Raw genomic sequence first — 23413 nt, forward strand, 5'->3', positions numbered from 1 at the left:
TACCAATTGTCACGCCAGTGGCATCGTTGGGTAGCTAAGTCCGGAAGGGAGAAACGCTGAATGCATCTAAGCGTGAAACCCACCTCAAGATGAGATTTCCCTGGACGCAAGTCCCTAAAGGCTCCAAGTAGACCACTTGGTCGATAGGTCGGGTGTGGAAGCGTAGCGATACGTTCAGCTAACCGATACTAATCAGCCGTGAGGCTTGACCATTTATTCACTTCGCTTGATTGTGAATGTGTGGTCATAAAAGCTATCGATTGCAGAGTATTCAGCCCGCCTTCGCCGCTAACGCGGCTTCGGCGGGCAGCTTGATGTTTCGATTGGTCGAATTGCTTAGAAATTCTAGGTAGCGATCGAACGATTGAGACGTCAAGTCACAATATGCTCTGGGACGATCGGTTCGACGCTGTGCCGCGGCTCGCATGCCGCGACCGTCGAGGCGAATCCCAGGCACCAAGTTTCCCGGTGGCCATAGGAGCAGGGTCACACCCGTTCCCATTCCGAACACGGAAGTTAAGCCTGCTACCGCCGATGGTACTGCCCGCGCAGGTGGGTGGGAGAGTAGGTCGCTGCCGGGGATTAATCACAAAGGCCCGAGTCCAAAAGACTCGGGCCTTTTTCTTTGTACCCTAACTCCAGCCAAACAGGAACAAAGTCGCCTCCGCGCTGAACTCATTCCGGACCCCAAACAACGACGACCGCGCCCACTCCCCGGGCCACAGGTGACGAGTCCCGCGTGCGAGGGATCTTGGCCTTCATCTTTGAGTGCCCCGCGCTCTAGAATGCAGGGCAGTGTCCGCCGTTCCTGCCAGCGCGCGCCCGTTCCTGCGCGGCTGCATCATCTGCATCCTGCTGCTCGCGCCACGTCCCGCGCTTGCCCTTGATCCCGCCAAGGCCATTACGCAATACCTGCACGAAATCTGGCAGACGAAAGACGGCCTCCCGCAGAACACCATCACCGCCATCGCGCAGACATCCGACGGATACCTGTGGCTCGGCACCCGCGCGGGACTTATTCGCTTCGATGGCGTCCGCTTCACGGTGTTCAGCTCGCAAACCACGCCGGAAATTACGCAGGACCAGATTCTCAGCCTGCTCGCGGACCGGCAGGGCCGCCTGTGGATCGGCACATGGGGCGGCGGACTCGTGCGGATGGACCGCGGTAGTTTCACGAGATTCTCAACCTCGGACGGCCTGCCCAGCGACCTGATCGCGACAATTTTCGAAGATCGGCAGGGCCGGCTCTGGATCGGCACCGACGGCGGCGGCCTCGCGCGGGCGGAGGAAGGCGGCAGCGCCAATCCCGAAATGGGCGTTCCCCAGCGATTTGTCACCGAGCGGTCGCGCGACGCGCTCGGTCTCAGCATTCGCGACATCCTCGAGGACGATGGCGGTTTGTGGATTGCGACCGACGCCGGTCTGGCCCACCTGCAGCGGGATGGCACGTTGCGCTCGTTCGGTCCGGCACAAGGCCTCTCGCGCACCAGCGTCCGTTCGCTCCTTCGCGATCGCGCTGGCACGCTCTGGATTGGCACCGACCTCGGCCTCAACCGCTATCGCGACGGCCAATTCACGGTGCTGACCAAGGCCGATGGCCTGTCACACAACGTGATCGTGTCGCTGGTCGAGGATCGAGAAGGCAGCGTCTGGATCGGCACCGACGGTGGCGGCATCAATCGCTGGCGCGATGGCGCGCTGACTTCGTTTACGTCAACGCTGGGCCTGTCGAACGACTCAATTCTTTCGATGCTGGAAGACCGCGAGGGCAGCCTGTGGATTGGCACCAACCTCGGCGGGCTCAACCGGCTCAAGGACGGACGCTTCACGCCGTTCACGAAACGCGAAGGGCTGTCGCACGACTACGTCCGCGCCGTCTACGAAGATCGCGCCGGCACGCTGTGGATCGGCACGGAGGGCGGCGGCCTTAACCGCGTGCGCGACGGGCAGGTGACGTCGTTCACGACGAAAAACGGCCTGTCCAACGACACGGTGTTCGCGATCCTCGAGGACCACGAGGGCAGCCTCTGGATTGGAACCGACAACGGCCTGACGAGGTTGCGCAACGGCCGCTTCGAAGTCTTCCACGCCGAAATGGGGATGTCGAACGACAGCGTGCTCGCGCTGCACGAAGACCGGCAGGGCACCCTGTGGATCGGCACGTATGCCGGAGGGCTGAACCGCTACAAGGACGGCCGCTTCACGTCGTTCACGACCAAGGAAGGCCTGTCGCACAACACCGTCAACGTGATCTTCGAGGATCGCGACGCCAACCTCTGGATCGGCACGCGGGGGGGCGGTCTCAACCGCTACCAAGACGGCCAGTTCACGGCCTTCACGTCGAAGGACGGACTGTCCGACGACCTCGTGTTCGCATTGCACGAGGACGCCGCCGGCGCACTCTGGATCGGGACCTACGGTGGCGGCCTGACCCGGCTCAAGGCCGGCCGGTTCTCCGTCGTCAGCGAAAGGCACGGCCTCTTCGACAACGTGGTTCACCGGATTATCGAAGACGGCCTCGGTAATGTGTGGATGAGCGGCAACAAGGGCATCTCCCGCGTGGTCAAGCGCGAGCTCGACGAGGTGGCCGATGGCAGCCGGCCGTTGCTCACGCCGATCGTCTACGGAACCGCCGACGGCATGCGGAACGCCGAGTGCAATGGCGGCGCCAACGCCGGCACGATCACGCGCGCGGGCCTGGTGTGGTTCCCGACCATCGAGGGCGCGGTCTCGGTTGATCCGGCGCATCTGACCACCAACACCGTTCCACCGCCGGTGGTGATCGAAGAAATCCTGATCGACGGCCGCCGGTCCAGGTCCTCGGACGACCTGCGGCTGCCGTCTGACGCGCAGACGCTCGAGGTCCACTTCACCGCCCTCAGCTTCACGGCGCCGGCCGCCGTGCGCTTTCGCTACCGCCTGGAAGGGCTCGAGGATGACTGGGTGGAGACGGAGGGCCGACGAACGGCGTATTACTCGAAGCTGCCGCCGGGGCAGTACAGCTTTCACGTGATTGCGGCCAACAACGACGGCGTGTGGAACGACACCGGCGCGACGCTGGCGGTCTCGGTGGCGCCGCGGCTCCAGGAGACGATCTGGTTCCGAGGCGCGGTGGTGTTGCTGTTCCTACTGGCCGGCCCGCTGTTCTATCGCTTCCGCTTGCGGCGGCTGACGGCGCAGAAGGCCGCCCTCGAGCGCCTGGTCGCCGAGCGCACGGCGGCGCTGGAGGCGGCCAACGGGCTCCTGGCGCAGCTGGCCCGCGAAGACGGCCTCACCGGGCTCATGAACCGGCGCGCCTTCGACTCCGCGCTTGCGGAGGAATGCCGGCGCGCCAGCCGCGTGCACTCACCGCTATCGCTGTTGCTGATCGACATCGACGTCTTCAAGGCCTACAACGACCATCTTGGACACCAGGCGGGCGACGCCTGCCTCCGCGCGGTGTCGCAGGCCATTGCCTCGGCCAGCCGCCGGGCCGGCGAACTGGTGGCCAGGTACGGGGGCGAGGAGCTGGCGGTGATTATTCCGGGCGATGCCCCAGACAGCGTGACGCGCCAAGCCGAACTGTTGCGGATTCGGGTCCAGGACCTGGCGCTGCCGCACCCGGCGTCTCCCGTGGCACCGGTCGTGACCGTGAGCATCGGTGTGGCGTTCAATCGACTGGACGGAGACGTGTCGCCGTCCGACTTGATCGCGGCCGCCGACCGCGCGCTCTACCTGGCGAAAGAGCGGGGCCGCAACCGCACCGAGGTGCACCAGCAGACCTAACGCGCCGGGTTACTTCGCCGGTTCGTCTTTCTCTATCCGCTTTCGCATTAGCACCCGCCGCCCCCCGTCCGAGAATTCCACCGTGTCCATCAGCTGATTGATCAGGAACACGCCGCGGCCGCTCGGCTTGAGCACGTTGTCGCCTTCCAGCGGATTGGGCACGGCCGAGACGTTGAAGCCGGGGCCTGGATCGCGAATGACGATGACCACCTCGCCGCCGACGTCGAAGGTCACCGAACACTGCACGCTCTTGGTCGGATCGCCCTTGCAGCCGTGGCGGATGGCGTTGGCCAGCCCTTCCTGCAGCGCCAGCTCCACCTTCATGACATCGTCTTCCGGCCAGCCCTTGCTGGTGAGGAGCTCGGTGACGCCGTCGCTCACGGTGGTCATGGCCGCCGGATCGGCGGGGATGGTGATGTTGAGCGCGCAGGTGGAGCAGTAGGGGAGCAGCCCGCCCAGCTTCTCGAGGCCGTCGATGGCGACGCGCAGCTCGTCGAGCTTTCGCCGCAGCTCGAGTTGCGTCTCCGCCTGGCGGCGCAGCGCAAGGAGGGCGGCGCGCTGGCCGTCGGTCAGCGTCCGCGGCATGCTGTCGATCACGCAGATGGTGCCGAGCGGATCGCCATCACGGGTGAGCAACGACGCGCCCGCATAGAAGCGGATATGCGGGTCGTTGACCACCATGGGGTTGTCGCGGAAGCGCCCGTCGGTCAGCGTGTCTGGGACGACGAACAGTCCCGGCTGCTGAATGGCATGCGCGCAGAACGAAATATTGCGCGCCGTCTCCTGGATGTCGATGCCAACCTTGGACTTGAACCATTGCCGGTTCTCGTCAACCAGGGTGATCAGTGCGATCGGCGTGCCGCAGACCTGTGACGCCAGCAGCGTCAGGTCGTCGAACACCTGCTCGGGATCGGTGTCGAGCAGGTGGTAGGCGTGCAGCGCCTTGAGCCTGGCCGCTTCGTCAGCAATCATGGCCGTGCCTCACTTCGCCGCAATCAGCGGCTTCACATGCCGGGCGATCTGCTCGTGTGTGGCGAACCACACCCCGGGCCTGCCCTTGATGTATTGGACGAGTTTCTCCAGCATTGCGGTCCGAGACCGGTGACCGGTCATGTGCGGATGCATGGTCAGCAGGAACAGCCCGCCTTCCTCATAGGCGACGTCGAACTCCGACTGGAACACCTCGTAGACGTCGCCGACGGAGGGATTCGAACCGTCGGCATTACTGCCGAAGTACGGCGCGTCGTCCAGGATGCGCTCAATCGGCAACTCCACCACGCCGGTGGGCGCGCCATCCAGCAGCAGTTCATACGCGTCGTCGCTGGCCATCAGGCTGCTGTCGTAGAGGAACCCGGCGGCCTTCACCTGGCCCATGGTCCAGCCGCTGAACTTCCACGAGGGCGCGCGGTAGCCGACAGGGCGCTTGCCGGTCATCTTCGTCAGCGTCTCGATCGACAGGTCGAGCAGGCGCTGTTCCTCCCTCTCGTTGTTCAGCAGCGGCAATCGCTCGTGAATCCACCCATGAACACCGATTTCGTGCTGCGACTTCGCCGACTGGATGTCGGAGATCATTTTGGGATGCAGCATGGCGCTGGCGGCCGGGATGAAGAACGACGCCGGCACCTGCTGGCGATCGAGCATCCGCAGGATGCGCGGGAGGCCGTCCACGGCGCCGTACTCGCCGCGCGAGAGGATCTCGTAGTCCAGGTTGCCGGTCGAGAGGGTCGCCGAGGCGTTGTCCACATCGAACGACAGGCCCACGGCCACGCGCGCGCCATTGGGCCACGCGCCTTTCAGCCGCTTGCCGGCGCTGACGTGGAACATCTGGCTCTTGAGCTGCTCCACCGACAGCCTGGTGCCGGGCAGGGGATCCGGGCGCGCTTCGGTGGCCGCCGGCGTCGGCGGCTGTGCGCATGCGGCCGAGATGGCCAGAATCGACGTGGCGAGAAGTCTGCGCATGATCATCACCCTATCTTTCGAACACGGTCTTGCCGCCGACGATGGTCATCGTGACCTGGGCGTCGCGGAGCCGTGGTTCCGGACAGGTCAGCGGATCTTCGTTGAGCACCACGAAGTCGGCGAGCTTGCCCGGCTCGATCGATCCCTTGTCCTGCTCTTCCATCGTCAGCCACGCGTTGTTGATCGTGGCCAGCCTTATCGCCTGCTCGCGGCTGATGCGCTGATCGGTGCCCAGCACGCCGCCGGTAATCGTGTCTCGCGTCACGAAGTGGTAGATCGTCCACAGCGGCGGATAGGGCACCACCGGCGCGTCGGTGCCCGACGACACCGGCAGGCCCGCCTCGAGGTACATCCTGACGGGCGTGGTGAGGCCGGCCCGTGCCGCGCCCCAGTACTTCACGAGGCTTGGGCCGGCGAGATAGAGGTGGCTCTGCGCGGAGATGGCCAGGCCCATCGCCTTCATCCGCGGCAGGTGGTCGGCTCGGCCGATGAACGCGTGCTCGATCGACCATCGCCTGCCCGCGATCGAGTGTTCGGCGTTGGCCTTCTCATACGCGTTCAGCACCAGGTCGATGGCGGCATCGCCGACGGCATGTGTGGCCACGCGCCAGTCGCTGCGATTGAGCGACATGACGGCGGCGATGAAGCGCTCGGTATCGATGGTCTGGAGGCCGCGGAACGCCTTGTTCTCACCCCACGGCTCTTGGTACGGCTCGCGCATGAGGCCGCCTTCGAAGCCGCCGTCCACGGCGAGCTTGACGCCGCCGACGCGCAGCCACTCGTCGCCGTCGGTGGGGTCGATGCCGGAAATCAGCGGTTCGGCGCCGGCCGGTCCGATCGCCGGCCTGAGCAGGGCGTTGACGCGCATGGTGAGCAGGCCGCGCTTCTGGATCTCCTCGAGCATCCGATAGTCGGCCACCGAAATGCCGGGGTGGCGGACCGTGGTGAGCCCGACGGCGTTGAGCTTCCTGTACTCCGCGACGCGGTCCGCGAGCTGATCGTTCGGGGTGCGCAGCGGCGGCCGCGGCATGGTGACCAGCGCCTTCGCCGTGTCCACGAGCTCGCCGTTCAGGCGTCCGTCGGGGTAGCGCGTGATGCGGCCTCCGGCTGGCTCCGGCGTCGTGATGTCGATGCCCGATCGCGTCAGCGCGGCGGAGTTGAGGATGTACTCGTGCCCGCCGCGAACGAGGATCACCGGATTCGCCGGCGCGATGCGGTCGAGATCGTCGCGCAGCGGCAAGCGCTGCTCCCTGAGCTGCGCCTCGTGCCAGTCGCTGTTGGAAACAAGCACCTCGCCCGGCGCCGCTGATGTCACACGCAACGCGATAGCGTTGGTCACGTCGGCGATGGACCGGGCCCGCGACAGGTCCACGCCGGGGCCGCCACCGGCGCCATGCAGGTGGTTGTCCATCAGGCCGGGCATCAGGGCCTGCCCCCGCAGGTCCACCATGCGCGTGGATGGCGCGGCGATCGCGCGCATTTGCGCGCTCGTCCCAACCGCCATCACCCGCTCTCCCGCGATGGCCACGGCCTCCGCGATCGAGAAGGCCGCGTCCACGGTGATCACCTTGCCGTTGTAGAGCACCACGGTGGGCACCGGAGGTTGCGGCAGTTGCGCGCCCGAAAGCGGCGCGAACAGCAAGATGACGACAACGGTCAGGACGCCTCGGATCACGTCCGAAGAATACCCCGTTCGACTCAGGAGCGGACCCAAGCGGCTGGTTTGGCTTGTGGGCGAGCTGGAGTTGCTCGATCAGTTTTTCGCGCTGGTGACCATCCGCTACGCCGACGGCCTGCGCCTGGATGTGCACGTGGATGCGCAGGCTGCCCGCCGATGGCAACTTCCGCCCGTCGTGTTGCCGGAATTGCTCGAAAATGCAGTGAAGCACGACGAGCTTTCAACCGATAATCCACTGCAGATCGAGGTCCGTCTCGAGGGCGGAAGGCCGCCTCACCGTGACACTTCCGCCGCTGGCGGACGACGGCTCAAACATTGCACAATAGGGGAATCAGGCAATCAATGCGGCGGGTAATGACCTCTCTGGCGCTCACTATCGCCCTGCTGTGTCCTTTGACGGCCGCAGCGCAGACCGCGCCCAGCAACTGCTCGGTGACGTCGCAGAACCTGTATGTTCGCGACGCGCTGAACACGTACTACTACTGGTACCAGTTCCTGCCCTCTTCCACTGCCGTCAACCCGGCGAGCTTCTCGTCGCCGGAGGCGTATCTCGAGGCCGTTCGTCACCGGCCGATCGACAACTCCTACAGCTACATCCAGTCGGCCGCCGCCAATGATGCGTTCTACAGCGACAGCCAGTTCATCGGCTTTGGCTTCGGCAACCAGGTAAGCGGCACCGAGATGCGCGTGCTGCAGGTCTACGACGCGAGTCCGGCACTCGAGGCCGGGCTGTCGCGCGGCGATCGCATTACGCACGTCAACGGGCAGAGCGTCGCGTCGCTGATCGCGGCCGGCACCATCGGGTCGGCGTTTGGCGCGAGTGAGATCGGGGTCACGTCCGAGATCGTGTTTGTCAACACCGCCGGCGAGCAGCGCCAGGCGCGGATGACCAAGCGCCTCGTCACCATTCCGACCGTGTCGCTGACGCGGGTGCTGGACGTGGACGGGCGGAAGGTCGGCTACCTGTTCTTCCGGAACTTCGTGCGCCCCTCTGTGGCCGCGCTCGATGACGCGTTTGCCGCGCTGCGCGCGGCGGGCGCCACCGAACTCGTGCTCGACCTGCGCTACAACGGCGGCGGCCTTGTTGACGTCGCCACGCACCTGGCCAGCCTGATCGGCGGGTCGCGCACCAACGGCCAGGTGATGATGACCTACACGCACAGCGACCGGGCGGCGGTGCTCAACAAGACCACCCGGTTCGAGGACCCCGCTCAGGCGCTGAACCTGCAGCGGCTGGTCGCCATCACCACCCGCGCCTCCGCCTCCGCAAGCGAGTTGGTGATCAACGCGCTCCGCCCGTTCATTCCGGTGACGGTAATCGGCGACACCACCTACGGCAAGCCGGTGGGCCAGTACGGCCTGACCTTCTGCGACAAGGTGCTCGCCGCAGTTTCGTTCACGCTGCGCAACGCGAACAACGAAGGTGATTACTTCGACGGCATCGCGCCGACGTGCGCCGCGCCGGATGACGCGTCCCACCAACTCGGGGACCCGGCCGAGGGCTCGCTGGCCGAGGCCCTGACCTACATTCGCACCGGCAGCTGCAGCGCCAGGGCCGAAGGCGCCGCCCGCGCCATGCGCGCTGCCGCGCCACCGCCGCGATTAACCGGGTGGGCGTCGCTCCTCAACGCTCAGTAGTTCCTGAACTCCCCGGGTATCGACGGGGATTGGCCCAAGATCCTGAAAGAGCTTTACAAGAGGTCAGAAGATCAGAAGAAATTGTCTTAACAACAACTTCTTCCAAGCTCCTGATCTCTTGTTAACCCTCAGTCTCGACCAGTTCGCGGTCGCGCGACTCCGCTGGTGCGGGCGGGGGCGCGCCAGCCACGTCCACTTCCCGGTCGTGCACGAGGCAGTCCGTCAGGTAGTCGTGCGCCGCGCCATCGGGGCGGGCCAGGAACGCTTCGAGCGGCGTCCGCAAGTTCAGATCCTGCTCGCGGGTCTGCAGGCCGGGGAACGTGCCATCGGGCCGCTGCCGCACGTAGCGGGACCAGAAATCGGTGTGCCAGCGGACGAATTGCGTCACGCGCTCGAGGCCGAACGCATCCGCTCCCCAGTGCTCCTTGGCGAGGGTGACATACCGGCGGTAGATCGCCATCCGCTCCTCTCCCGACAGATCGAGGTAGCCCTCGGTGGCTTCGCGAAACAGCCACGGCTTGATCAGCACTCCGCGCGCGCTCATCACTCCCGCGCAGCCCGATCGCGCGCGCGCCTCGGCGATGTCGTGCGGAAAGAGAATGTCGCCGTTGCCCACGACCGGCACCGGCACGGCGGCGACGACGGTGCCGATGGCATCCCAGTCGGCGGCGAACCGGTACCGCGCGTTGCGCGTGCGGCCGTGCACGAAGATCGCATCCGCGCCGCCGTCCACCGCGGCCCGGGCCTGGTCCAGCACGTTGCGCATCTCGTCGTTCCATCCCAGCCGCAGCTTGACGGTCACCGGGACGCGGGTGACGGCCTTCTTCATGGCCTCGACAATGCGGCGGATGCGCGCCGGCTGCCGCCCGAGCGCGGCGCCGATGCCCTTGTGGGTGAAGTGATCGATGGGGCAGCCGCAGTTGAGATCAACGAGGTCGACACCGCGTGATTCGACCAGCGCTGCCGCCCATCCCATCTCCTCCGGGTTGGTGCCGGCGAGCTGCACGCCGAAGAACGGCTCGCCCTCGAACTTGCGAATCAGCGCGAATTCGCCCTTCTTGCGCTGCTTGAGGCGGCGCGCGACCGTCATCTCGCTGATCGTGATCCGCGCGCCCAACTCGACGCAGAGCCGTCGATACGGCAGGTTGGACCCTTTGGTCATGGGCGCCATCACCACCGCCCCGGTCAGCACTTCGCGAAGGTCCATCCCAGCATGTTAGCCTTTGGCATGTCTCCACGACGAATCCTGGCAGCCCTGGTGGCGCTGGTCCTGCTCAGCGGGCCGGCCTCGGCGCAGGACGGCAAGCGGCAGTTCCTGTGGAAAGTCGAAGGCGCCGGCACGTCGGTAACGTACCTGCTCGGCTCACTGCACGTGCTCACGCCGGAGTTCTATCCCCTCAGTGCCGAGATCAACGCCGCCTTCGCGGCCTCGACGACGCTGGTCGAAGAAGTGGACTTCGACGAGTTGAGCGATCCGGCGCAGATGATGAGCGCGCTCGCCAAGGCGATGCTGACCGGACAGACGCTCGATCAGATCGTGGCGCCTGCCACGTTCGCGGAGGTGTCGCTTCGCGCCGGGAAATCGGGATTGCCGATGCCGGCGCTGCTGCGCATGAAGCCGTGGCTGGTGGCGGTCACCCTGATGGGCCCCACCCTGCAGGCGGCCGGCTTCACGGCGGAGCTGGGCATCGATAAGCACTTCTTCGATCGCGCCAAGGCGTCTGGCATGAAGCACCAGGCGCTGGAAACGCTGGCCTACCAGCTCGATCGGTTCGACGCGCTGTCTCCCAAGTTGCAGGAAGAGCTGCTGATCTCGACCATGAAGGACATCGACACCCAAGTCGGCAACGTCAAGGAGCTCGCGCAGCAGTGGGTGTCCGGCGACGTGAAGGCGCTGGAGAAGTCGCTGCTGGTGTCGTTTGAAGACTCGCGCGAGCTCTACGACCGCATCCTGGTGGAGCGTAATCGCAACTGGATCTCCCACGTCGATGCCTGCCTGCAGCAGAACGCCGGCTGCTTCATCGTGGTTGGCGCCGCCCATCTCGTGGGTCCGGATGGCCTGCCGACGCTTCTTGCCAGGAAGGGCTACCAAGTCACGCAACAGTAGGCGTCAACGCGGGCGCTTCAACTTCGCGCGGGCCTTCTCGACCGCCGTCCGTACGCCGCAGTCGTGAATGTGGTCGTTCACCAGGCCCATCGCCTGCATGAAGGCATAACTTGTCGTCGGCCCCACGAACGACCATCCCCGCTTCTTCAGGTCCTTCGACATCGCTACTGATTGGGCCGTCGTGGTCATCGCGAGGAGCGTGTCGCGCGTGACCTCTACTGGGCGCTCGCCCGCCGCGGGTTCCCACGACCAGAAGTAGGCCGCGAGCGAGCCCTTCTCGTCGATCAGCTCGAGGGCCTGCTTCGCGTTGTTGATCGTGGATTCGATCTTGCCCCGGTGGCGGATGATGCCTTCGTCTTTCAGCAGCCGCTGGACATCCCTGGCGGCGAAGCGCGCCACCCTTGCCGGGTCGAATCCGGCGAACGCCTTCCGGAAGTTCTCGCGCTTGCGGAGGATGGTGATCCAGCTCAAGCCGGCCTGGAAGCCCTCCAGGCAGATCTTCTCGAACAACCGGGTGTCGTCGGTGACCGGGCGTCCCCATTCCTCGTCGTGATAGCGGACGTAGAGTGGATCCTCGCCCGGCCAGGAACACCGCTTCATTTCTTCCGGGCCCGCTTCGCCCTGGCCGCCATCACCTCGGCTTCGAGCGCGGTCTTGACCTTCTTGAGCTCGGCCCTGGCCTTGGCGTCAGGCACGGGGAACTCCGGGTTGAGCGTCTCGATGGTGTCCACGATCACGGCCGCCACGGCGAGGCGAGTGAACCACTTGCGGTCCGAGGGGATCACGTGCCACGGCGCCCACTCGGTGGAGGTGTGGCGAATGGTGTCTTCGTAGGCCTGCATGTACTCGGCGAAGTGCGCGCGCTCGCCGACGTCGGCAATCGAGAACTTCCAGTGCTTGTCGGCCTCGTCGAGGCGCTTGACGAAGCGCCGCCGCTGTTCCTCCTTCGAGACGTGGAGGAAGAACTTGCGAATCACGACGCCCTGCCGCGAGAGGTAGCGCTCGTGGGCATTGATGTCTTCGAAGCGCTCGCGCCAGATGTCCTTGGTCACCAGCGACGCGGGCAGTTGTTGCCGGGCCAGGATGTTCTGGTGCACGCGCACCACCAGCGTTTCTTCGTAGTACGAGCGGTTGAAGATGCCGATGTGGCCGCGGCGCGGCAACGCGAGCGAGGTCCGCCACAGGAAGTCGTGGTCCAGCTCTTCGCTCGACGGCGCCTTGAAGGAGTGGACCTCGCACCCTTGCGGGTTGACGCCCGACATCACGTGCTTGATGGTGCCGTCTTTCCCGGCCGCGTCCATGGCCTGGAAGATGAGCAGGATCGACCACTTGTCTTGCGCGTAGAGCCGCTCCTGCAGGTCGGCCAGGCGGGCGATGCCGTCGGAGATCAGGCCGGTTGCGGAGTCCTTGAGCGACGCGCCCCACGGGTCGCCGGGGTCGATGTCGTTGAGGCGGAACCGCGCGCCGTTGGTGATGCGGTAGCGTGCCGAGATATCGGCGAATGTCGGGGCCTTCACAGGGTCGATGGTACCGCAGCGCAGATGTTCATGGGGCCGCAGATGACGCAGATGGCACAGATCAGCGATTTTGGGATCTCCACGCATACCGGGCCCCAACCACGAGCGACGCCGTCATGAGGAGGACGCCCGTGTAATGGGCCCACAGGCCAAGCGTCCGGTCGAGGTGCAGGGCGCCGAGCTGGGTGAGGATGAACTCCCAGTCGTGGCCCTCGACCTCCGCGCCGGTCCGGCCGCCGAGCAGCACGAGCCGCAGCGCGCGCGCGTCGGCCATGTAGGGCGAGAGATCGACGAGATTCTGCCCGGCCCACCAGGCGCATACGGTGGCGGAGAAGGGTTGGTGCTGGCGGACGAACGCGCCGGCGAGAACCACCGGAACCAGGACCTGCATCAGGCTGCCGCCGAGCACCGTCATGAACTGGCCGAGAGGCGAGAAGAGCACATGACCGGCTTCGTGGAAGACCAGGTCCGGCATGTGGAGGAACGAGTCCATCGCGTCAGCGCTGAGCGGCGTTCGCGCGAAGCTCACCGTCCAGCCGGCAAGCGCCACCAGCAATCCCAGCCTGGCCCAGCGCATGAGGCCTGCCGTCGCTTGGTCCTCCAGGTTAGGCATTGACCGGGTTACGCCTTCGGCCGGGCGGGCGACGGCGCCAACACGGCCAGCACCAGCAGCCGCTGGCCGCCCGTGTTTTGCACGCCGTGCGGCACGCCCTCGGGCGCGACGAGCAGGTCGCCGGCTGTCATCGCCAACGCCCGGCCCTCGAGCAGGAAGAGCCCCTCGCCTTCGAGCACGTGGTAGACCTTGTCTTGCCCGGCATGCGCGTGCAGCGCGTGGGCCTGCCCGGGCTCGAACGCGTTAAGCCCGACGAGGAGCCGCGGCGACTCGAAGATCGTCGCCTTACCCATCTTGTCGGCGGAGTAGACGGCATGCTCGGCGGGGCGGATGACGGACGGATGTGTCACAGCGGCCTTCGCGCGTTGATGTTGAGGCGCCAATAGTCGAGGGTGAACGGTGGGTCTTCGCGCGCCGACAGTTCGGTGACGCGGTCGATGAACGCCTGCTTGAGCGCCGGGTCGGGCAGCCGCTCCAGATGTGGGTGGTAGATCACAGTGGTGACGAACTCCCGGTAGTCCGCCTCGGTCGCCAATGTCGTCGGCGCTTCCTCGAGGCTGGTCTCGATGTCGACGAAACCGGCGCGATGCAGCCGCCCGGCCGTGGTCTCGGCGTTGGCAAACTCCCACACGCCGGGCCAGTCGCCGAAGTACCGCGCAAACGGATCGGCGTGCATCAGGTGTTCGGCCAGGGCATGTGCGCGCGCCAGGTTCGGGCCGCCGCCGCATTGCGCCATCAAGTGCCCGCCCGGCCGCAACGCGAGGCCGATGTTCTCGAACAGCGACTGGTGGTCCCTGATCCAGTGAAACGTCGCCGTGCTGAACACCAGGTCGGCCCAGTTCGCGAACGGCAGCGCCGGCAGCGACACCTGCACGAACGACACCCGGGGGCCGTAGATCGGCCGCAGGTTGGCCCGCGCCGTCATCAGCATGTTCCACGACCGGTCGATGGCGATGAGACGGCCATCGGGCAGCCGCTCCATCAGCTCACCGGTCAGCCGGCCGCTGCCGCAGCCGGCATCAATGGCGCGTTCGTCACCCCTGACCGAGAGACGCGCCAGCACTTTTTGTCCCCAACTGGTCTGAGGCCCGGACACCTTGTGGTACGACGCCGCATTCCACTCCGTCACGCCCCTAGTGTAGCCTTCCGAACAGCCGATGTCCTTTCCCGCCACGCCTGTCGGTTGTCGAACGCACACGCAGCCACGACGAAGAGATTCGCCGGCCACGATCATCGAGGCGTACTGGAAGCCCGCCTACAAGCACCTGCGCACGAAGTGGTCGCTCAGCCTGGACGATGCGGCGGACCTGACGCAGGAGCTGGCCTACGTGATCATGCGGTTCGTGTTGTTGATCTCAGCCGCAGTCTGATCGACGTACAGAGTTCGTTCTGCGGCGTTGAAAAGTCTTTTCAGGAGGCAGGAATGAAGAAGCCGGTGTTCGCTATGCTGTTGGGCGGTTTTCTCGGAGTCTTTGACGGGCTGAGCGCGCTGCTGTCGGCGCCACAGGAAGCCCCGAACATCGTCGGCATCGTCATTGGCTCCACCTTCAAGGGTGTGATCGCCGGCGCCATCATCGGGCTGGTCGCGCAGCGGACGCAGTCGCTGGCGATCGGCGTGGCGGTGGGCGTGGCGGTGGGCGGATTCCTGGCCTACCTGATCACGATCGGCGGCCCCTATCTGTGGGAGATCGTCCTGCCCGGAGCGATGGTCGGCTTAATCGTGGGCTACGCGACGATGAAGTATCGCGGCCCGGCGCCCCAAGTGGGAAGAGCTTAGAACGCCCATGGGCGGAATGCGATCATGCCCCAGTACGACAGGTACGTCGACACGATGCATGCGCACAGCGAGACGATGAGGGCGTAGGCGCGGAGCCAGGGGCCCGCGCCGCGCCGCCACGCATCGACCGTGAAGAGCACCGACAGCATCGCCGCGGTTGGCTGCAACACGGTGCCGACGAACATCGCGCCGGTCCACACGCTACGCATGCCGAGCGTCACGTCGCTCACGTTCATGACGCCGATCACCGGCAGCAGACAGGCGGCGCCACCGAGGCACAGGACGCCTTTCAACCACCAGAAGCCGGACGGGCGCGCGCGCCTGGCGTGAAAGGCCCACGCGATCAACACCAGGAGGGGCGTCTGGGCGAGCGCGTACGAGACGAGCACCGGCCAGCGCACCAGCTCCACCGGCCATCGCGGCCGCCGCTCGGAATACACGAAGCCGCCCGTCAACACCATCGTCCCGAACTCGTCGGTGGTGAACACGCGCGTCGGTTCGGCATCGGCGCCGGTCCTGAACAGGTTCTCCGAAACCGGGACCAGGTCTTCCGGCCGTCCGAACACCGGGTTGACGCGGAGTCCGTTCGGCGTCGCCGCCACCGTGCCGCCGCTCAGCAGCCACTCGAGAAAGGCGATGGCCTGATTGCGCGGGTTGGCGCCGTGGTAGTAACCCTCGTACCGCTTCAACGTTTCCGCCGCCACCGTGACCTGTGGTCTTGCGGGAGGCTCGACGTCGGCCTTGAGGTATCGCACGGCGAGGCGCGAGATGCGTTGCATGGCCTGGGGCGAGTGGGTCGAGTTGAGCAGCACGACGTAGCCGGCGTCACGCGCGGCCGAGTAGGCATAGCGCGACGAGAAGCCGTCGATGCCGCCGCCGTGGCCGAGCATCGGAAAGCCCTCGGTCGATGACGCGGCGATGGCCGAGCCGTAGCCGACCCGGAGCCCCGCCTCCGATGCCAGCGAACTGCGCGGATGCTCCATGTTGCTGAGGTACTCCGGGTCGATCACGAGTTGCTCCGCCGTCTCGCCCCAGTTGAGCAGCACGTGGACGAACTTGCCCATCTCCAGCGGCGAGGTGTGAAGGTTGCCGGCCGGCCGCAGGTAGATCTGCGAGTAGGCCACCGGCGGTCCAGCCGGGCCGCGATAGCCCTTCGCCAGCAGCGCCTCGTCTTGCTTCGTCAGTCGAAAGCTGCTCGTGGTCATGCCGATCGGCTGGAACGTGCGCTCGGCCACGAAGTCTTCGTACGGCTTGCCGGTGATCTTCTCGACCAGGTAACCGGCGACGGCGAAGCCCGGGTTGGAGTACGACACGTGCGTCCCTGGCCGCCAGCGCACGTTGCGCGATCGCGGGTTCCGGCGCAAGACCTCGAGCAGCGGCAGGTCCGGTGGGTCCTGCAGGTTGTAGACCTCGTTGAAGTGCATGTCGTCGAACCCGGCGGTGTGCTGCAGCAGGTGAATCACGCGCACCGGGTCGCCGGCCTCCCACGGGTTGTTGATCGGCACCTCCGACGCGATCTCCGCGACGGGGGTGTCGAGGTCCACGTCGCCGTCTTCGGACAACTGCACGAGCGCCAGGGCGATGAAGGTCTTGCTGACCGAGCCGGCGCGGAAATGGGTGTCGGCGGTGACCGGCGTGCGGCGTTCGCGATCGGCGAGCCCGACGCCGCCGGCCCACTCGACGCCCGACTGGCGCACGAGCGCGAGGCCGGCGCCGGGCACGCCGGTGTCGGCCAGGACCCTTTCCACCGCGGCGCGGAATTCATCCACCGTCCTGGGCCAGGGGTCGGTCGCCGTCTGCGCGGCCAGCACGGCGCCCGCGCCCAGCGCCATCACCACCGACCGGAGCCATTTCATGCGGAGAGTGTAGATTAGGATCGTCCATGTTCGTCGAGCTCAAGCGCAGCCTCGTCCTCAAGACCGCGGTGCTCTTCGCGGTGGCCGCGCTCGTGCCGTTCGTGCTGGCAGCGTTGCTGCTGTTCCGGAGCGCCCGTAACACCTTGTACGACGAAGTGGTTCGCGGCCTGGACGCGCGCGTCGAGCTGATGCGCGACAAACTCGACAACCGCCTGGTCACGCTTCGGGGCAATGCCGTGGCGTGGGCCGGCCTCGAGGTGATGACCGACCTGCTGGCCGACGACCTCGACAAGCGCATCACCGTGGCCCTCGAAGGTCTCAAGCGGGACTACGCGCTTGATGGGGACATCTACGCCCTCACGCCGTCCGGCGTCGTCGTGGCGGCCAGCGCCCCTGGCGCCATCGGCCGCACCCTGGCCGGGCCACTGTCGACTCCGGCGCCCGGAGAAGTGGTGCCGGTGGCGTTGCGGGTGTCGCCATTCGACGGCCAGCGGGTCGTCGGCTTTGCGCTGCCGATTACGTCGCGCGCCGTCGAGGGACGTGCCATCGGCGTCCTGCTGATCGAGTACCACGTCCAGGACCTGGTGCGGACGGTGCTGGCGGGCACTGTTCCGACCGCCGCGGTGGTGGATGAGGACGGCGTCGTCGTCGCGGCCACCGATTTCTGGGCGCCGGAACTCGAGCACACGCCGGCCGGCGTGCGCGAGGCCGGCCCGTTCATCGTCGCGGCGGCCAGGCAGCTTGGCGGCGGCGAGTTTCACGGCTTCGGCTGGACGGTGATCGGCGCGGCCGAGCGTGATGTGGTGCTCGCGCCGGTGACGCGCGTCGAGCGCGTCAGCCTGTTGGCGGGCATTGCCGGCATCACCCTGGTGGTGGTGCTGGTGGCGGCGGCGGCGGCCCGGGCCGTGCGGCCGCTGAAGGATGTCTCGCGGGCCGCCAACATCATTAGCCAGACCATGGACCTGTCGAACAAGGTCCCGCCGCAGGGCGACGACGAGATCGGGCAGATGGCGACCTCGTTCAACCGCATGGTGGACGAGGTCAACCGTCACGTGGCGATGCTGCTTGAAGCCAACGTCGAGATGCTCGAAGTGCTGGGCAGCGCCATCGCCAAGCGCGACAGCGACACCAGCGTGCACAACTATCGCGTCACCCTGCTCGCGCTGGCCATGGCCGAGGCCGCCGGCCTGGATCGCGTGCGGCTGCAGGCGCTCGTCAAGGGCTCGTTTCTCCACGATGTCGGCAAGATCGGCATCAGCGACGCCATCCTGCTCAAGCCCGGCCGTCTCGACCAGGCCGAGTTCGAGACCATGAAGACGCACGTGCTGCATGGCACCGACATCGTCAGCCGTTACGCGTGGCTCGGCGACGCGCTCGACATTGTCCGGCACCATCACGAACGGGTGGACGGCCGCGGCTACCCCGATGGCCTCTCGGGCGCGCAGATCCCGGTGAGCGCCCGGATCTTCGCCATCGCCGACGTCTTCGATGCGCTCACGTCGGAGCGACCCTACAAGAAGGCGCTGTCGTTCGACGAGGCCATGGGCATCATGGCCGCCGACCGCGGCACGCACTTCGATCCGGACCTGTTCGACTTGTTCGCCGGCCTGGCGCCGGCGCTCTACGCGCGGGTGTCGCGCGCGTCAACGGACGACCTGGTTGAGGAGTTGCGGCGAAAGATGCGCCGGTATTTCTTCGCCGGCGCCGGCGAGCCCGGCCCTACGGCCCCTGAACGACCAGCAGCACCATGAGGTCCGGGTCGAGCTGGTCGCGACGGATGTAGCCGACCGCGCCGTCAACCTGGCGGACGAACGCCTTGACCGCTTCTTCGGATTCGAGCACCACCGGCGGGTTCACGCCCTTGAAGTGCTGCTCATTCCAATAGGCCACCAGCTCGCGGCGCTCGCGGCGGAGTACGGCGCGGCTGAAGGCCTGGCGGGCGGCATGGTCGGGCGGCAGGTTCACGGGGACGATTCGGGATCCGTCCTTCCAGAACAGGCGCTCCTTCAGGAACACGCGCGCGGCGGTCCGTTCCGATACCGCCTCGCCCGGCGCCTTGCGGCTCACGAGCACGATGTCCGGCGCGGGCGCGGGCTGGAACCACCAGCCCCGCAGCAAGGCCATGAGCACTGCCGACGCGAACACGTTCATGAGCGTTCCCGGGACCGCATCAGAACAGCACGCCGAAACTGGCCAGCAGCTGGTTGCCTTTCGGGGCGTCGGTCGTGAGGAGCCGGCCGGAACGTCCCTGGAACTCCAGCTTGAAGGACATGGCCGGCAGCGGGCGGAAGAGCAACCCGGCGCTGGTGGCCGTGTAGGTGAGCTCGTCGCGGCTGTGCGCCCGCTCCTGCCGGCCGACGACGAACAGCCGATCGGTCAGCGCCACCACGCCCTGAAGATACGCGGCGTATTCGGCCCGCGCATCGCCGTCGATCGAGCGCACGCGGCCGGCCGTTGCCTCGCCGCGCAGTTCCAGCCGTCCGGTGCGCGCCACGAGATCGGCTCCCGAGAACGTCACCACGTCGCCGGTGTCGCGTTCGGTATAGCGGACGGCGGGGACGCCCACCTCCACGCGCCCCTGGCGCAGTCGCACGCGCCCGCCGACCATCCGTTCGGTTCGTCGATCACCCGTGCTGCGATCGATCGATGCGTTGTGCTGGACGAAGACGTTGTAGTCCACGTCGCGGTCGGCGGTGGCCCACGTGCCGAAGGCCTGGACGCCCGTGGTGAACGCCGGGAACGTGGCATAGCTGGCGACCGGGCGCGAGACCGTCCACGTCAGCGGGTCAGGGTGAATCTCGTTCCAGGTCCCGACCGGCGTCAGGAACTTGCCGGCCCTGACCTTGAAGGCGTCGCCGTGCAGGTAGTCAACGTAGAGGCGCTCGAGGTCGCTGTTGTTGGTGGCCTCGACTCGCCCGGCGCTGTCGATTTGCCAGAATTGGGTTTCCTCCGCCTCCATGAAGAAGCGCAACCGGGGACCAATATCGCCGAACACGAACAGGCTCGCGTCGTCGAAGGTGAGCGTCGCGCGCTCGTTCGACGGGTTTTCGAAGTCGATGGTGATGTAGCCGCCCAGCCGCATGCCGGAGTCGCCCAGCCGCAGGCCGCTGCCGAGGGTGTAGCCTTGCGGTGGCGAATCAGGCGGCGACTGCGCTGCCGCCGGCCGCGGCGCGACGAGGCCGATCAGGGCGAGGACAAACGCCGCGACGACTGGGGGTCGGTGCATGTTTTCGCTCTAGGTCCATGGTAGCTCGACCGCGCCCCGGGCCTGGCGATCGGCGAGGTCCGGCAGGCCCGACACGAGCCTCAGCACATCCTCGGGCAGGTCGCGCGCGGACCACGTGCCGGAATCGACGCATGCCACGCGCACGAACCCTTCGGCGAGCAGCTGACCCGACTGGTCGTCGCGAATCTCGAATGCGTGATGCAGGCGGCGAGGGTTCTCGACCGTGGTGCTGATGCCGACGCGGACGATCTGGCCGGCGCGCGCCGGCGCGCGAAACTTCGAATGCACTTCGACGCGCGGCATGCCGAACTGGTGCGAGTCGAGCAGCGACTGCCGCGATCGCCCGAGCGACGCGAACAGCTCTTCTTCCGCGTCTTCGAACCAGCGCAGGAAGTTCGGGAACCAGACCACGCCGGCCGCGTCGGTGTCGGACCAGTGCACTTTCTTGCGAATCTGAAAGAACGACGCCATGGCCGAAGTATAGGGCGCGAGTCCAGAACTTCAAACGGTCAAAGTCCTGAGTGCAGAGTAAGATCTGCACTCTGATGGAAGGCTACGAGGGCTGGGACGACTACGCGCCGTTCTACGACTGGGAGAACGCGCAAACGGTGGGCCGGCGCGACATCGCGTTCTGGACGCGCATGGCGTCGGCGGCCAAGGGTCCCGTGCTCGAGCTGGGCTGCGGCACCGGGCGCGTGGCGCTGCCGGCGGCGCGCGGGGGCGCCACCATTGTCGGCATCGATCGATCGGCGCCGATGCTCGCGCGGGCGCGAACCCGCGTGAAGCGCGCGCGCCTGCAATCGCAGGTGCAGCTCGTGCGCGGCGACATCCGGCACCTGCCATTTCCCGACCGCACCTTCCCGCTCGTGATGGCGCCGTACGGCATCCTGCAGTCGCTCCTCGCGGAACGGGACCTGGCCAGGACCCTTGATGCCGTCACGCGGGTCCTGACGAAGAAAGGGACGTTCGGCCTCGAACTGGTGGCCGACCTGCCGGCCTGGGACGAGTACTCGAAGCGGATCAGCATGCGGGGCAAGCGCGGGCCCAACGGCAAGCCGATTACCCTGATTGAGTCGGTCAGGCAGGACCGGGCCCGGCACATCACCCGCTTCGAGCAGGAGTTCATCGAGGGCCGCGGCAAGGCCGCGTCCCGGAAGAAATTCTCCCTCGCGTTCCGGACCCTGACGGTGCCGCAAATGGTGCGCCGGCTCGAAAAAGCGGGTCTTGAGGTGTCGGCGCTGCTGGGGGACTACCAGGGAGGCCCCTGGGACCTTCGCGCCGAAGTCTGGATCATCCTGGCCCGGCGGGGGTAAAATACGCGTTTCCACCGGTATCACGGGCTAGCCTCCAGGCTCTCCCCCACTGGCATTTAGGAGTTTCCGCATGTCCGGCCATTCCAAGTGGCACACGATTAAGCACAAGAAGGGCGCAGCCGACGCCAAGCGCGGCAAGATTTTCACGCGCCTGATCAAGGAACTCACCGTGGCTGCGCGCGGCGGCGGCGGCGATCCCGGCATGAACCCGCGTTTGCGGAGCATCATCGCGGCGGCCAAAGAAGTGAACATGCCGGCCGACAACATCAAGAAGGCGATTCAGCGCGGCACGGGAGAACTGCCGGGCGTCATCTATGACGAGATCACGTACGAGGCGTATGGCCCCGGCGGGTCGGCGCTCATCATCGAAACGTTGACCGACAACAAGAACCGGACGGTCGGCGAGCTGCGCCACATGCTCGAGAAGCACGCCGGCAACCTCGGCGCCACCAACTCGGTGGCGTGGATGTTCACCAAGAAGGGCCACATCGTCGTCGAAAAGACCAAGGCCGACGAGGAAAAGCTCCTGACCGTGACCCTCGAAGCCGGCGCCGATGACGTGCAGGACGATGGCGACAGCTGGGAAGTGCTGAGCGACCCGGCGGCCTTCGAAGCCGTGCGCGACGCGGTCAAGGGGATGGGCATCGAGCCGGCCAGCGCGCAGGTGGCGATGCTGCCGCAGAACTACGTGAAGCTCACTGGCACGCCCGCCAGCCAGATGATCCGGCTGATGGACGCGCTCGACGACCACGAAGACGTCAAGCAGGTGTGGTCGAACTTCGACATCGAGGAGAAGGAGATCGAGGCGTCGCTGGCGTGAGAGTGTTTGGCATCGATCCCGGCTCCCAGCGCACGGGCTATGGCTGTGTCGACAGCGATGGCCGGCGCCACCAGCTGGTGTCATGCGGCGCCATACGCGCCGGGGTTGCCGCCACGTTTCCCGAGCAGCTGTCCCTGATCTACCGCGAGCTGAGCGCGCTCATCGCCGAGCACCGTCCCGAGTGCGTGGCCATCGAGAACATCTTTCATGCCGTGAACGCGCGCAGTGCCCTGAAGCTGGGGCACGCGCGCGGCGTCGCCATGCTGGCGGCGACCGAGGCGGGCGTGACTGTCGTCGAGTACACCCCGGCCGAGGTCAAGCGCGCGGTGGTGGGGTACGGCCGCGCCGAGAAGCCGCAAGTCGCGCAGATGGTGAAGTTGTTGCTGGGTCTCGACGAGGTGCCGACACCCCACGATGCCGCGGACGCGCTGGCGGTGGCGATTTGCCACCTGCACGGCGGCAAGGGCACGCCGAAAGGCAGGCCGGCTAAGGGCGGCAAGGCGGCGACCAGCTGGCGGCACTACCAGCCGGCGGCGCGGGCGGCGCGATGATCGCGCATCTTCGCGGGCGCGTCTTCGAGAAGCACCCGAACCGCCTGATTGTTGACGTGACCGGCGTCGGCTACGACGTGCTGGTGCCGCTGTCCACGTTCTACACGTGCGGTGATCCGGGCGCGGAGATCTCGCTGCGCATCCACACCCACGTGCGCGAGGACCAGCTGGCGCTGTATGGATTTGCCACCCCGCTCGAGCTGGCGATGTTCGAGCGCCTGATTGCGGTGAGTGGCATCGGGCCGAAGCTGGCGCTCGCCGTGCTGTCGGGCATCGAGCCGCGGGACCTCGCCGGCGCGATCCTCCGCAACGACCTGGCGCGCCTCACCGCGATCCCGGGCGTCGGCAAGAAGACGGCCGAGCGCATGTGCGTGGAGCTGCGCGATCGGCTGCCGAAGACCATCGACGCCGCGGGCGCGGCGCCGGCCCCGGCCGACGCGCTGCGCGACGACCTGGTGTCGGCGCTGATCAATCTCGGCTACCATCGGCAGGCGATCGACAAGACGATCGAGACACTGTTGTCCACCGCCACCGCGCCGCGCTTCGAAGACGTCCTGCGGGCCGCGCTCAAGGACCTGTCACGTGCATAGCGT

At 66.7% G+C, this 23413-nt stretch carries 24 protein-coding genes and 2 rRNA genes; 13 read left to right on the plus strand and 13 right to left on the minus strand.

Annotation, left to right across the window (positions count from 1 at the left end):
• The 3 genes from WC815_20540 to WC815_20550 all read left to right on the plus strand — a co-directional run.
• Window positions 1–213, plus strand: a 23S ribosomal RNA gene (locus tag WC815_20540); the annotation flags it as partial.
• Between the two features lie 251 nt (window positions 214–464).
• Window positions 465–581, plus strand: a 5S ribosomal RNA gene (gene rrf, locus WC815_20545).
• Between the two features lie 214 nt (window positions 582–795).
• A complete protein-coding gene (locus tag WC815_20550; protein MFA5911171.1) occupies window positions 796–3765 on the plus strand; it encodes a two-component regulator propeller domain-containing protein in 2970 nt (989 codons plus the stop codon).
• Window positions 3766–3774: 9 nt separating this feature from the next.
• On the opposite strand, the gene WC815_20555 is transcribed toward WC815_20550, so the two are convergent.
• The 3 genes from WC815_20555 to WC815_20565 are packed head-to-tail and all read right to left on the minus strand — an operon-like array spanning window position 3775 to window position 7399.
• Complete coding sequence (locus WC815_20555) at window positions 3775–4737, minus strand: ATP-binding protein (GenBank protein MFA5911172.1); 963 nt, start codon at window positions 4735–4737, stop codon at window positions 3775–3777.
• 9 nt (window positions 4738–4746) lie between these two features.
• Window positions 4747–5724, minus strand: a complete 978-nt coding sequence (locus WC815_20560) for a polysaccharide deacetylase (protein ID MFA5911173.1) — start codon at window positions 5722–5724, stop codon at window positions 4747–4749.
• 10 nt (window positions 5725–5734) lie between these two features.
• The gene (locus WC815_20565; GenBank protein MFA5911174.1) at window positions 5735–7399 is read right to left on the minus strand and encodes an amidohydrolase; all 1665 of its coding nucleotides are present in this window, start codon (window positions 7397–7399) and stop codon (window positions 5735–5737) included.
• Window positions 7400–7454: 55 nt separating this feature from the next.
• Between WC815_20565 and WC815_20570 the strand changes: the two genes are divergently transcribed.
• Entirely contained in the window at window positions 7455–7757 is a 303-nt protein-coding gene (locus tag WC815_20570; protein MFA5911175.1) for a hypothetical protein, read from the plus strand.
• A complete protein-coding gene (locus WC815_20575; GenBank protein ID MFA5911176.1) occupies window positions 7757–9040 on the plus strand; it encodes a S41 family peptidase in 1284 nt (427 codons plus the stop codon). The genes WC815_20570 and WC815_20575 overlap by 1 nt, the downstream gene beginning before the upstream one ends.
• A 121-nt stretch (window positions 9041–9161) precedes the next feature.
• Here the strand turns inward: WC815_20575 and WC815_20580 are convergent, their stop codons facing one another.
• Window positions 9162–10247, minus strand: coding sequence for a tRNA-dihydrouridine synthase family protein (locus WC815_20580; GenBank protein MFA5911177.1), 1086 nt, complete (start codon window positions 10245–10247; stop codon window positions 9162–9164).
• A 21-nt stretch (window positions 10248–10268) separates the two neighbouring features.
• Between WC815_20580 and WC815_20585 the strand changes: the two genes are divergently transcribed.
• Complete coding sequence (locus WC815_20585) at window positions 10269–11147, plus strand: TraB/GumN family protein (GenBank protein MFA5911178.1); 879 nt, start codon at window positions 10269–10271, stop codon at window positions 11145–11147.
• Window positions 11148–11150: 3 nt separating this feature from the next.
• Here WC815_20585 and WC815_20590 read toward each other — a convergent pair whose 3' ends face one another.
• From WC815_20590 to WC815_20610, 5 genes are all read right to left on the minus strand, one after another.
• On the minus strand, window positions 11151–11747 hold the full coding sequence (locus WC815_20590) for a DNA-3-methyladenine glycosylase I (GenBank protein ID MFA5911179.1): 597 nt from the start codon (window positions 11745–11747) through the stop codon (window positions 11151–11153).
• Window positions 11744–12664, minus strand: a complete 921-nt coding sequence (locus tag WC815_20595; GenBank protein MFA5911180.1) for a polyphosphate kinase 2 family protein — start codon at window positions 12662–12664, stop codon at window positions 11744–11746. The genes WC815_20590 and WC815_20595 overlap by 4 nt, the downstream gene beginning before the upstream one ends.
• Before the next feature lie 61 nt (window positions 12665–12725).
• Window positions 12726–13277, minus strand: a complete 552-nt coding sequence (locus WC815_20600) for a hypothetical protein (GenBank protein ID MFA5911181.1) — start codon at window positions 13275–13277, stop codon at window positions 12726–12728.
• Between the two features lie 8 nt (window positions 13278–13285).
• On the minus strand, window positions 13286–13627 hold the full coding sequence (locus WC815_20605; GenBank protein ID MFA5911182.1) for a cupin domain-containing protein: 342 nt from the start codon (window positions 13625–13627) through the stop codon (window positions 13286–13288).
• Window positions 13624–14406: a methyltransferase domain-containing protein gene (locus WC815_20610; GenBank protein ID MFA5911183.1), complete on the minus strand. Its 783-nt coding sequence runs from the start codon at window positions 14404–14406 to the stop codon at window positions 13624–13626. Before WC815_20610 ends, WC815_20605 begins: the two co-directional genes overlap by 4 nt.
• 28 nt (window positions 14407–14434) lie before the next feature.
• Between WC815_20610 and WC815_20615 the strand changes: the two genes are divergently transcribed.
• Together WC815_20615 and WC815_20620 are read left to right on the plus strand one after the other, a co-directional pair.
• On the plus strand, window positions 14435–14647 hold the full coding sequence (locus WC815_20615; GenBank protein MFA5911184.1) for a hypothetical protein: 213 nt from the start codon (window positions 14435–14437) through the stop codon (window positions 14645–14647).
• A 53-nt stretch (window positions 14648–14700) separates the two neighbouring features.
• Window positions 14701–15054 carry a hypothetical protein gene (locus WC815_20620; protein MFA5911185.1) on the plus strand — a complete coding sequence of 118 codons (354 nt, stop codon included), beginning with the start codon at window positions 14701–14703 and terminating at the stop codon, window positions 15052–15054.
• Here WC815_20620 and WC815_20625 read toward each other — a convergent pair.
• Entirely contained in the window at window positions 15051–16910 is a 1860-nt protein-coding gene (locus WC815_20625) for a serine hydrolase domain-containing protein (protein MFA5911186.1), read from the minus strand. The genes WC815_20620 and WC815_20625 overlap by 4 nt on opposite strands.
• A 26-nt stretch (window positions 16911–16936) precedes the next feature.
• Between WC815_20625 and WC815_20630 the strand changes: the two genes are divergently transcribed.
• Entirely contained in the window at window positions 16937–18661 is a 1725-nt protein-coding gene (locus WC815_20630) for an HD domain-containing phosphohydrolase (GenBank protein ID MFA5911187.1), read from the plus strand.
• On the opposite strand, the gene WC815_20635 is transcribed toward WC815_20630, so the two are convergent.
• Genes WC815_20635 through WC815_20645 form a run of 3 tightly spaced genes read right to left on the minus strand, consistent with a single transcriptional unit; the run spans window position 18630 to window position 20607 of the window.
• Complete coding sequence (locus tag WC815_20635) at window positions 18630–19055, minus strand: hypothetical protein (protein MFA5911188.1); 426 nt, start codon at window positions 19053–19055, stop codon at window positions 18630–18632. The two genes, WC815_20630 and WC815_20635, sit on opposite strands and share 32 nt — an antisense overlap.
• A gap of 25 nt (window positions 19056–19080) precedes the next feature.
• The gene (locus WC815_20640) at window positions 19081–20136 is read right to left on the minus strand and encodes a porin (protein ID MFA5911189.1); all 1056 of its coding nucleotides are present in this window, start codon (window positions 20134–20136) and stop codon (window positions 19081–19083) included.
• A gap of 9 nt (window positions 20137–20145) precedes the next feature.
• Entirely contained in the window at window positions 20146–20607 is a 462-nt protein-coding gene (locus tag WC815_20645; protein MFA5911190.1) for a thioesterase family protein, read from the minus strand.
• A gap of 50 nt (window positions 20608–20657) precedes the next feature.
• Here WC815_20645 and WC815_20650 point away from each other — a divergent pair, with 50 nt between their 5' ends.
• The 4 genes from WC815_20650 to ruvA all read left to right on the plus strand — a co-directional run bounded on the left by WC815_20650 (window position 20658) and on the right by ruvA (window position 23410).
• A complete protein-coding gene (locus WC815_20650) occupies window positions 20658–21449 on the plus strand; it encodes a class I SAM-dependent methyltransferase (protein MFA5911191.1) in 792 nt (263 codons plus the stop codon).
• 70 nt (window positions 21450–21519) lie between these two features.
• Window positions 21520–22269, plus strand: coding sequence for a YebC/PmpR family DNA-binding transcriptional regulator (locus WC815_20655; GenBank protein MFA5911192.1), 750 nt, complete (start codon window positions 21520–21522; stop codon window positions 22267–22269).
• Window positions 22266–22820, plus strand: a complete 555-nt coding sequence (ruvC, locus tag WC815_20660) for a crossover junction endodeoxyribonuclease RuvC (protein ID MFA5911193.1) — start codon at window positions 22266–22268, stop codon at window positions 22818–22820. Before WC815_20655 ends, ruvC begins: the two co-directional genes overlap by 4 nt.
• Window positions 22817–23410, plus strand: a complete 594-nt coding sequence (gene ruvA / locus WC815_20665) for a Holliday junction branch migration protein RuvA (GenBank protein MFA5911194.1) — start codon at window positions 22817–22819, stop codon at window positions 23408–23410. Before ruvC ends, ruvA begins: the two co-directional genes overlap by 4 nt.
• Window positions 23411–23413 lie beyond the last annotated feature (3 nt).

This window comes from Vicinamibacterales bacterium, from assembly GCA_041659285.1.
In the GTDB taxonomy this organism is placed as follows: Bacteria; Acidobacteriota; Vicinamibacteria; order Vicinamibacterales; family UBA2999; genus 12-FULL-67-14b.

Excerpts from the sequence above, each read along its gene's own strand:
- WC815_20645 (MFA5911190.1), bottom strand. The coding sequence starts at position 20,607 with ATGGCGTCGTTCTTTCAGATTCGCAAGAAAGTGCACTGGTCCGACACC.
- WC815_20640 (MFA5911189.1), bottom strand. The coding sequence starts at position 20,136 with ATGCACCGACCCCCAGTCGTCGCGGCGTTTGTCCTCGCCCTGATCGGC.
- WC815_20575 (MFA5911176.1), top strand. The coding sequence starts at position 7,757 with ATGACCTCTCTGGCGCTCACTATCGCCCTGCTGTGTCCTTTGACGGCC.
- WC815_20615 (MFA5911184.1), top strand. The coding sequence starts at position 14,435 with ATGTCCTTTCCCGCCACGCCTGTCGGTTGTCGAACGCACACGCAGCCA.
- ruvA (MFA5911194.1), top strand. The coding sequence starts at position 22,817 with ATGATCGCGCATCTTCGCGGGCGCGTCTTCGAGAAGCACCCGAACCGC.
- WC815_20590 (MFA5911179.1), bottom strand. The coding sequence starts at position 11,747 with ATGAAGCGGTGTTCCTGGCCGGGCGAGGATCCACTCTACGTCCGCTAT.
- WC815_20580 (MFA5911177.1), bottom strand. The coding sequence starts at position 10,247 with ATGGACCTTCGCGAAGTGCTGACCGGGGCGGTGGTGATGGCGCCCATG.
- WC815_20585 (MFA5911178.1), top strand. The coding sequence starts at position 10,269 with ATGTCTCCACGACGAATCCTGGCAGCCCTGGTGGCGCTGGTCCTGCTC.
- WC815_20600 (MFA5911181.1), bottom strand. The coding sequence starts at position 13,277 with ATGCCTAACCTGGAGGACCAAGCGACGGCAGGCCTCATGCGCTGGGCC.
- WC815_20655 (MFA5911192.1), top strand. The coding sequence starts at position 21,520 with ATGTCCGGCCATTCCAAGTGGCACACGATTAAGCACAAGAAGGGCGCA.
- WC815_20630 (MFA5911187.1), top strand. The coding sequence starts at position 16,937 with ATGTTCGTCGAGCTCAAGCGCAGCCTCGTCCTCAAGACCGCGGTGCTC.
- WC815_20555 (MFA5911172.1), bottom strand. The coding sequence starts at position 4,737 with ATGATTGCTGACGAAGCGGCCAGGCTCAAGGCGCTGCACGCCTACCAC.
- WC815_20620 (MFA5911185.1), top strand. The coding sequence starts at position 14,701 with ATGAAGAAGCCGGTGTTCGCTATGCTGTTGGGCGGTTTTCTCGGAGTC.
- WC815_20625 (MFA5911186.1), bottom strand. The coding sequence starts at position 16,910 with ATGAAATGGCTCCGGTCGGTGGTGATGGCGCTGGGCGCGGGCGCCGTG.
- WC815_20560 (MFA5911173.1), bottom strand. The coding sequence starts at position 5,724 with ATGCGCAGACTTCTCGCCACGTCGATTCTGGCCATCTCGGCCGCATGC.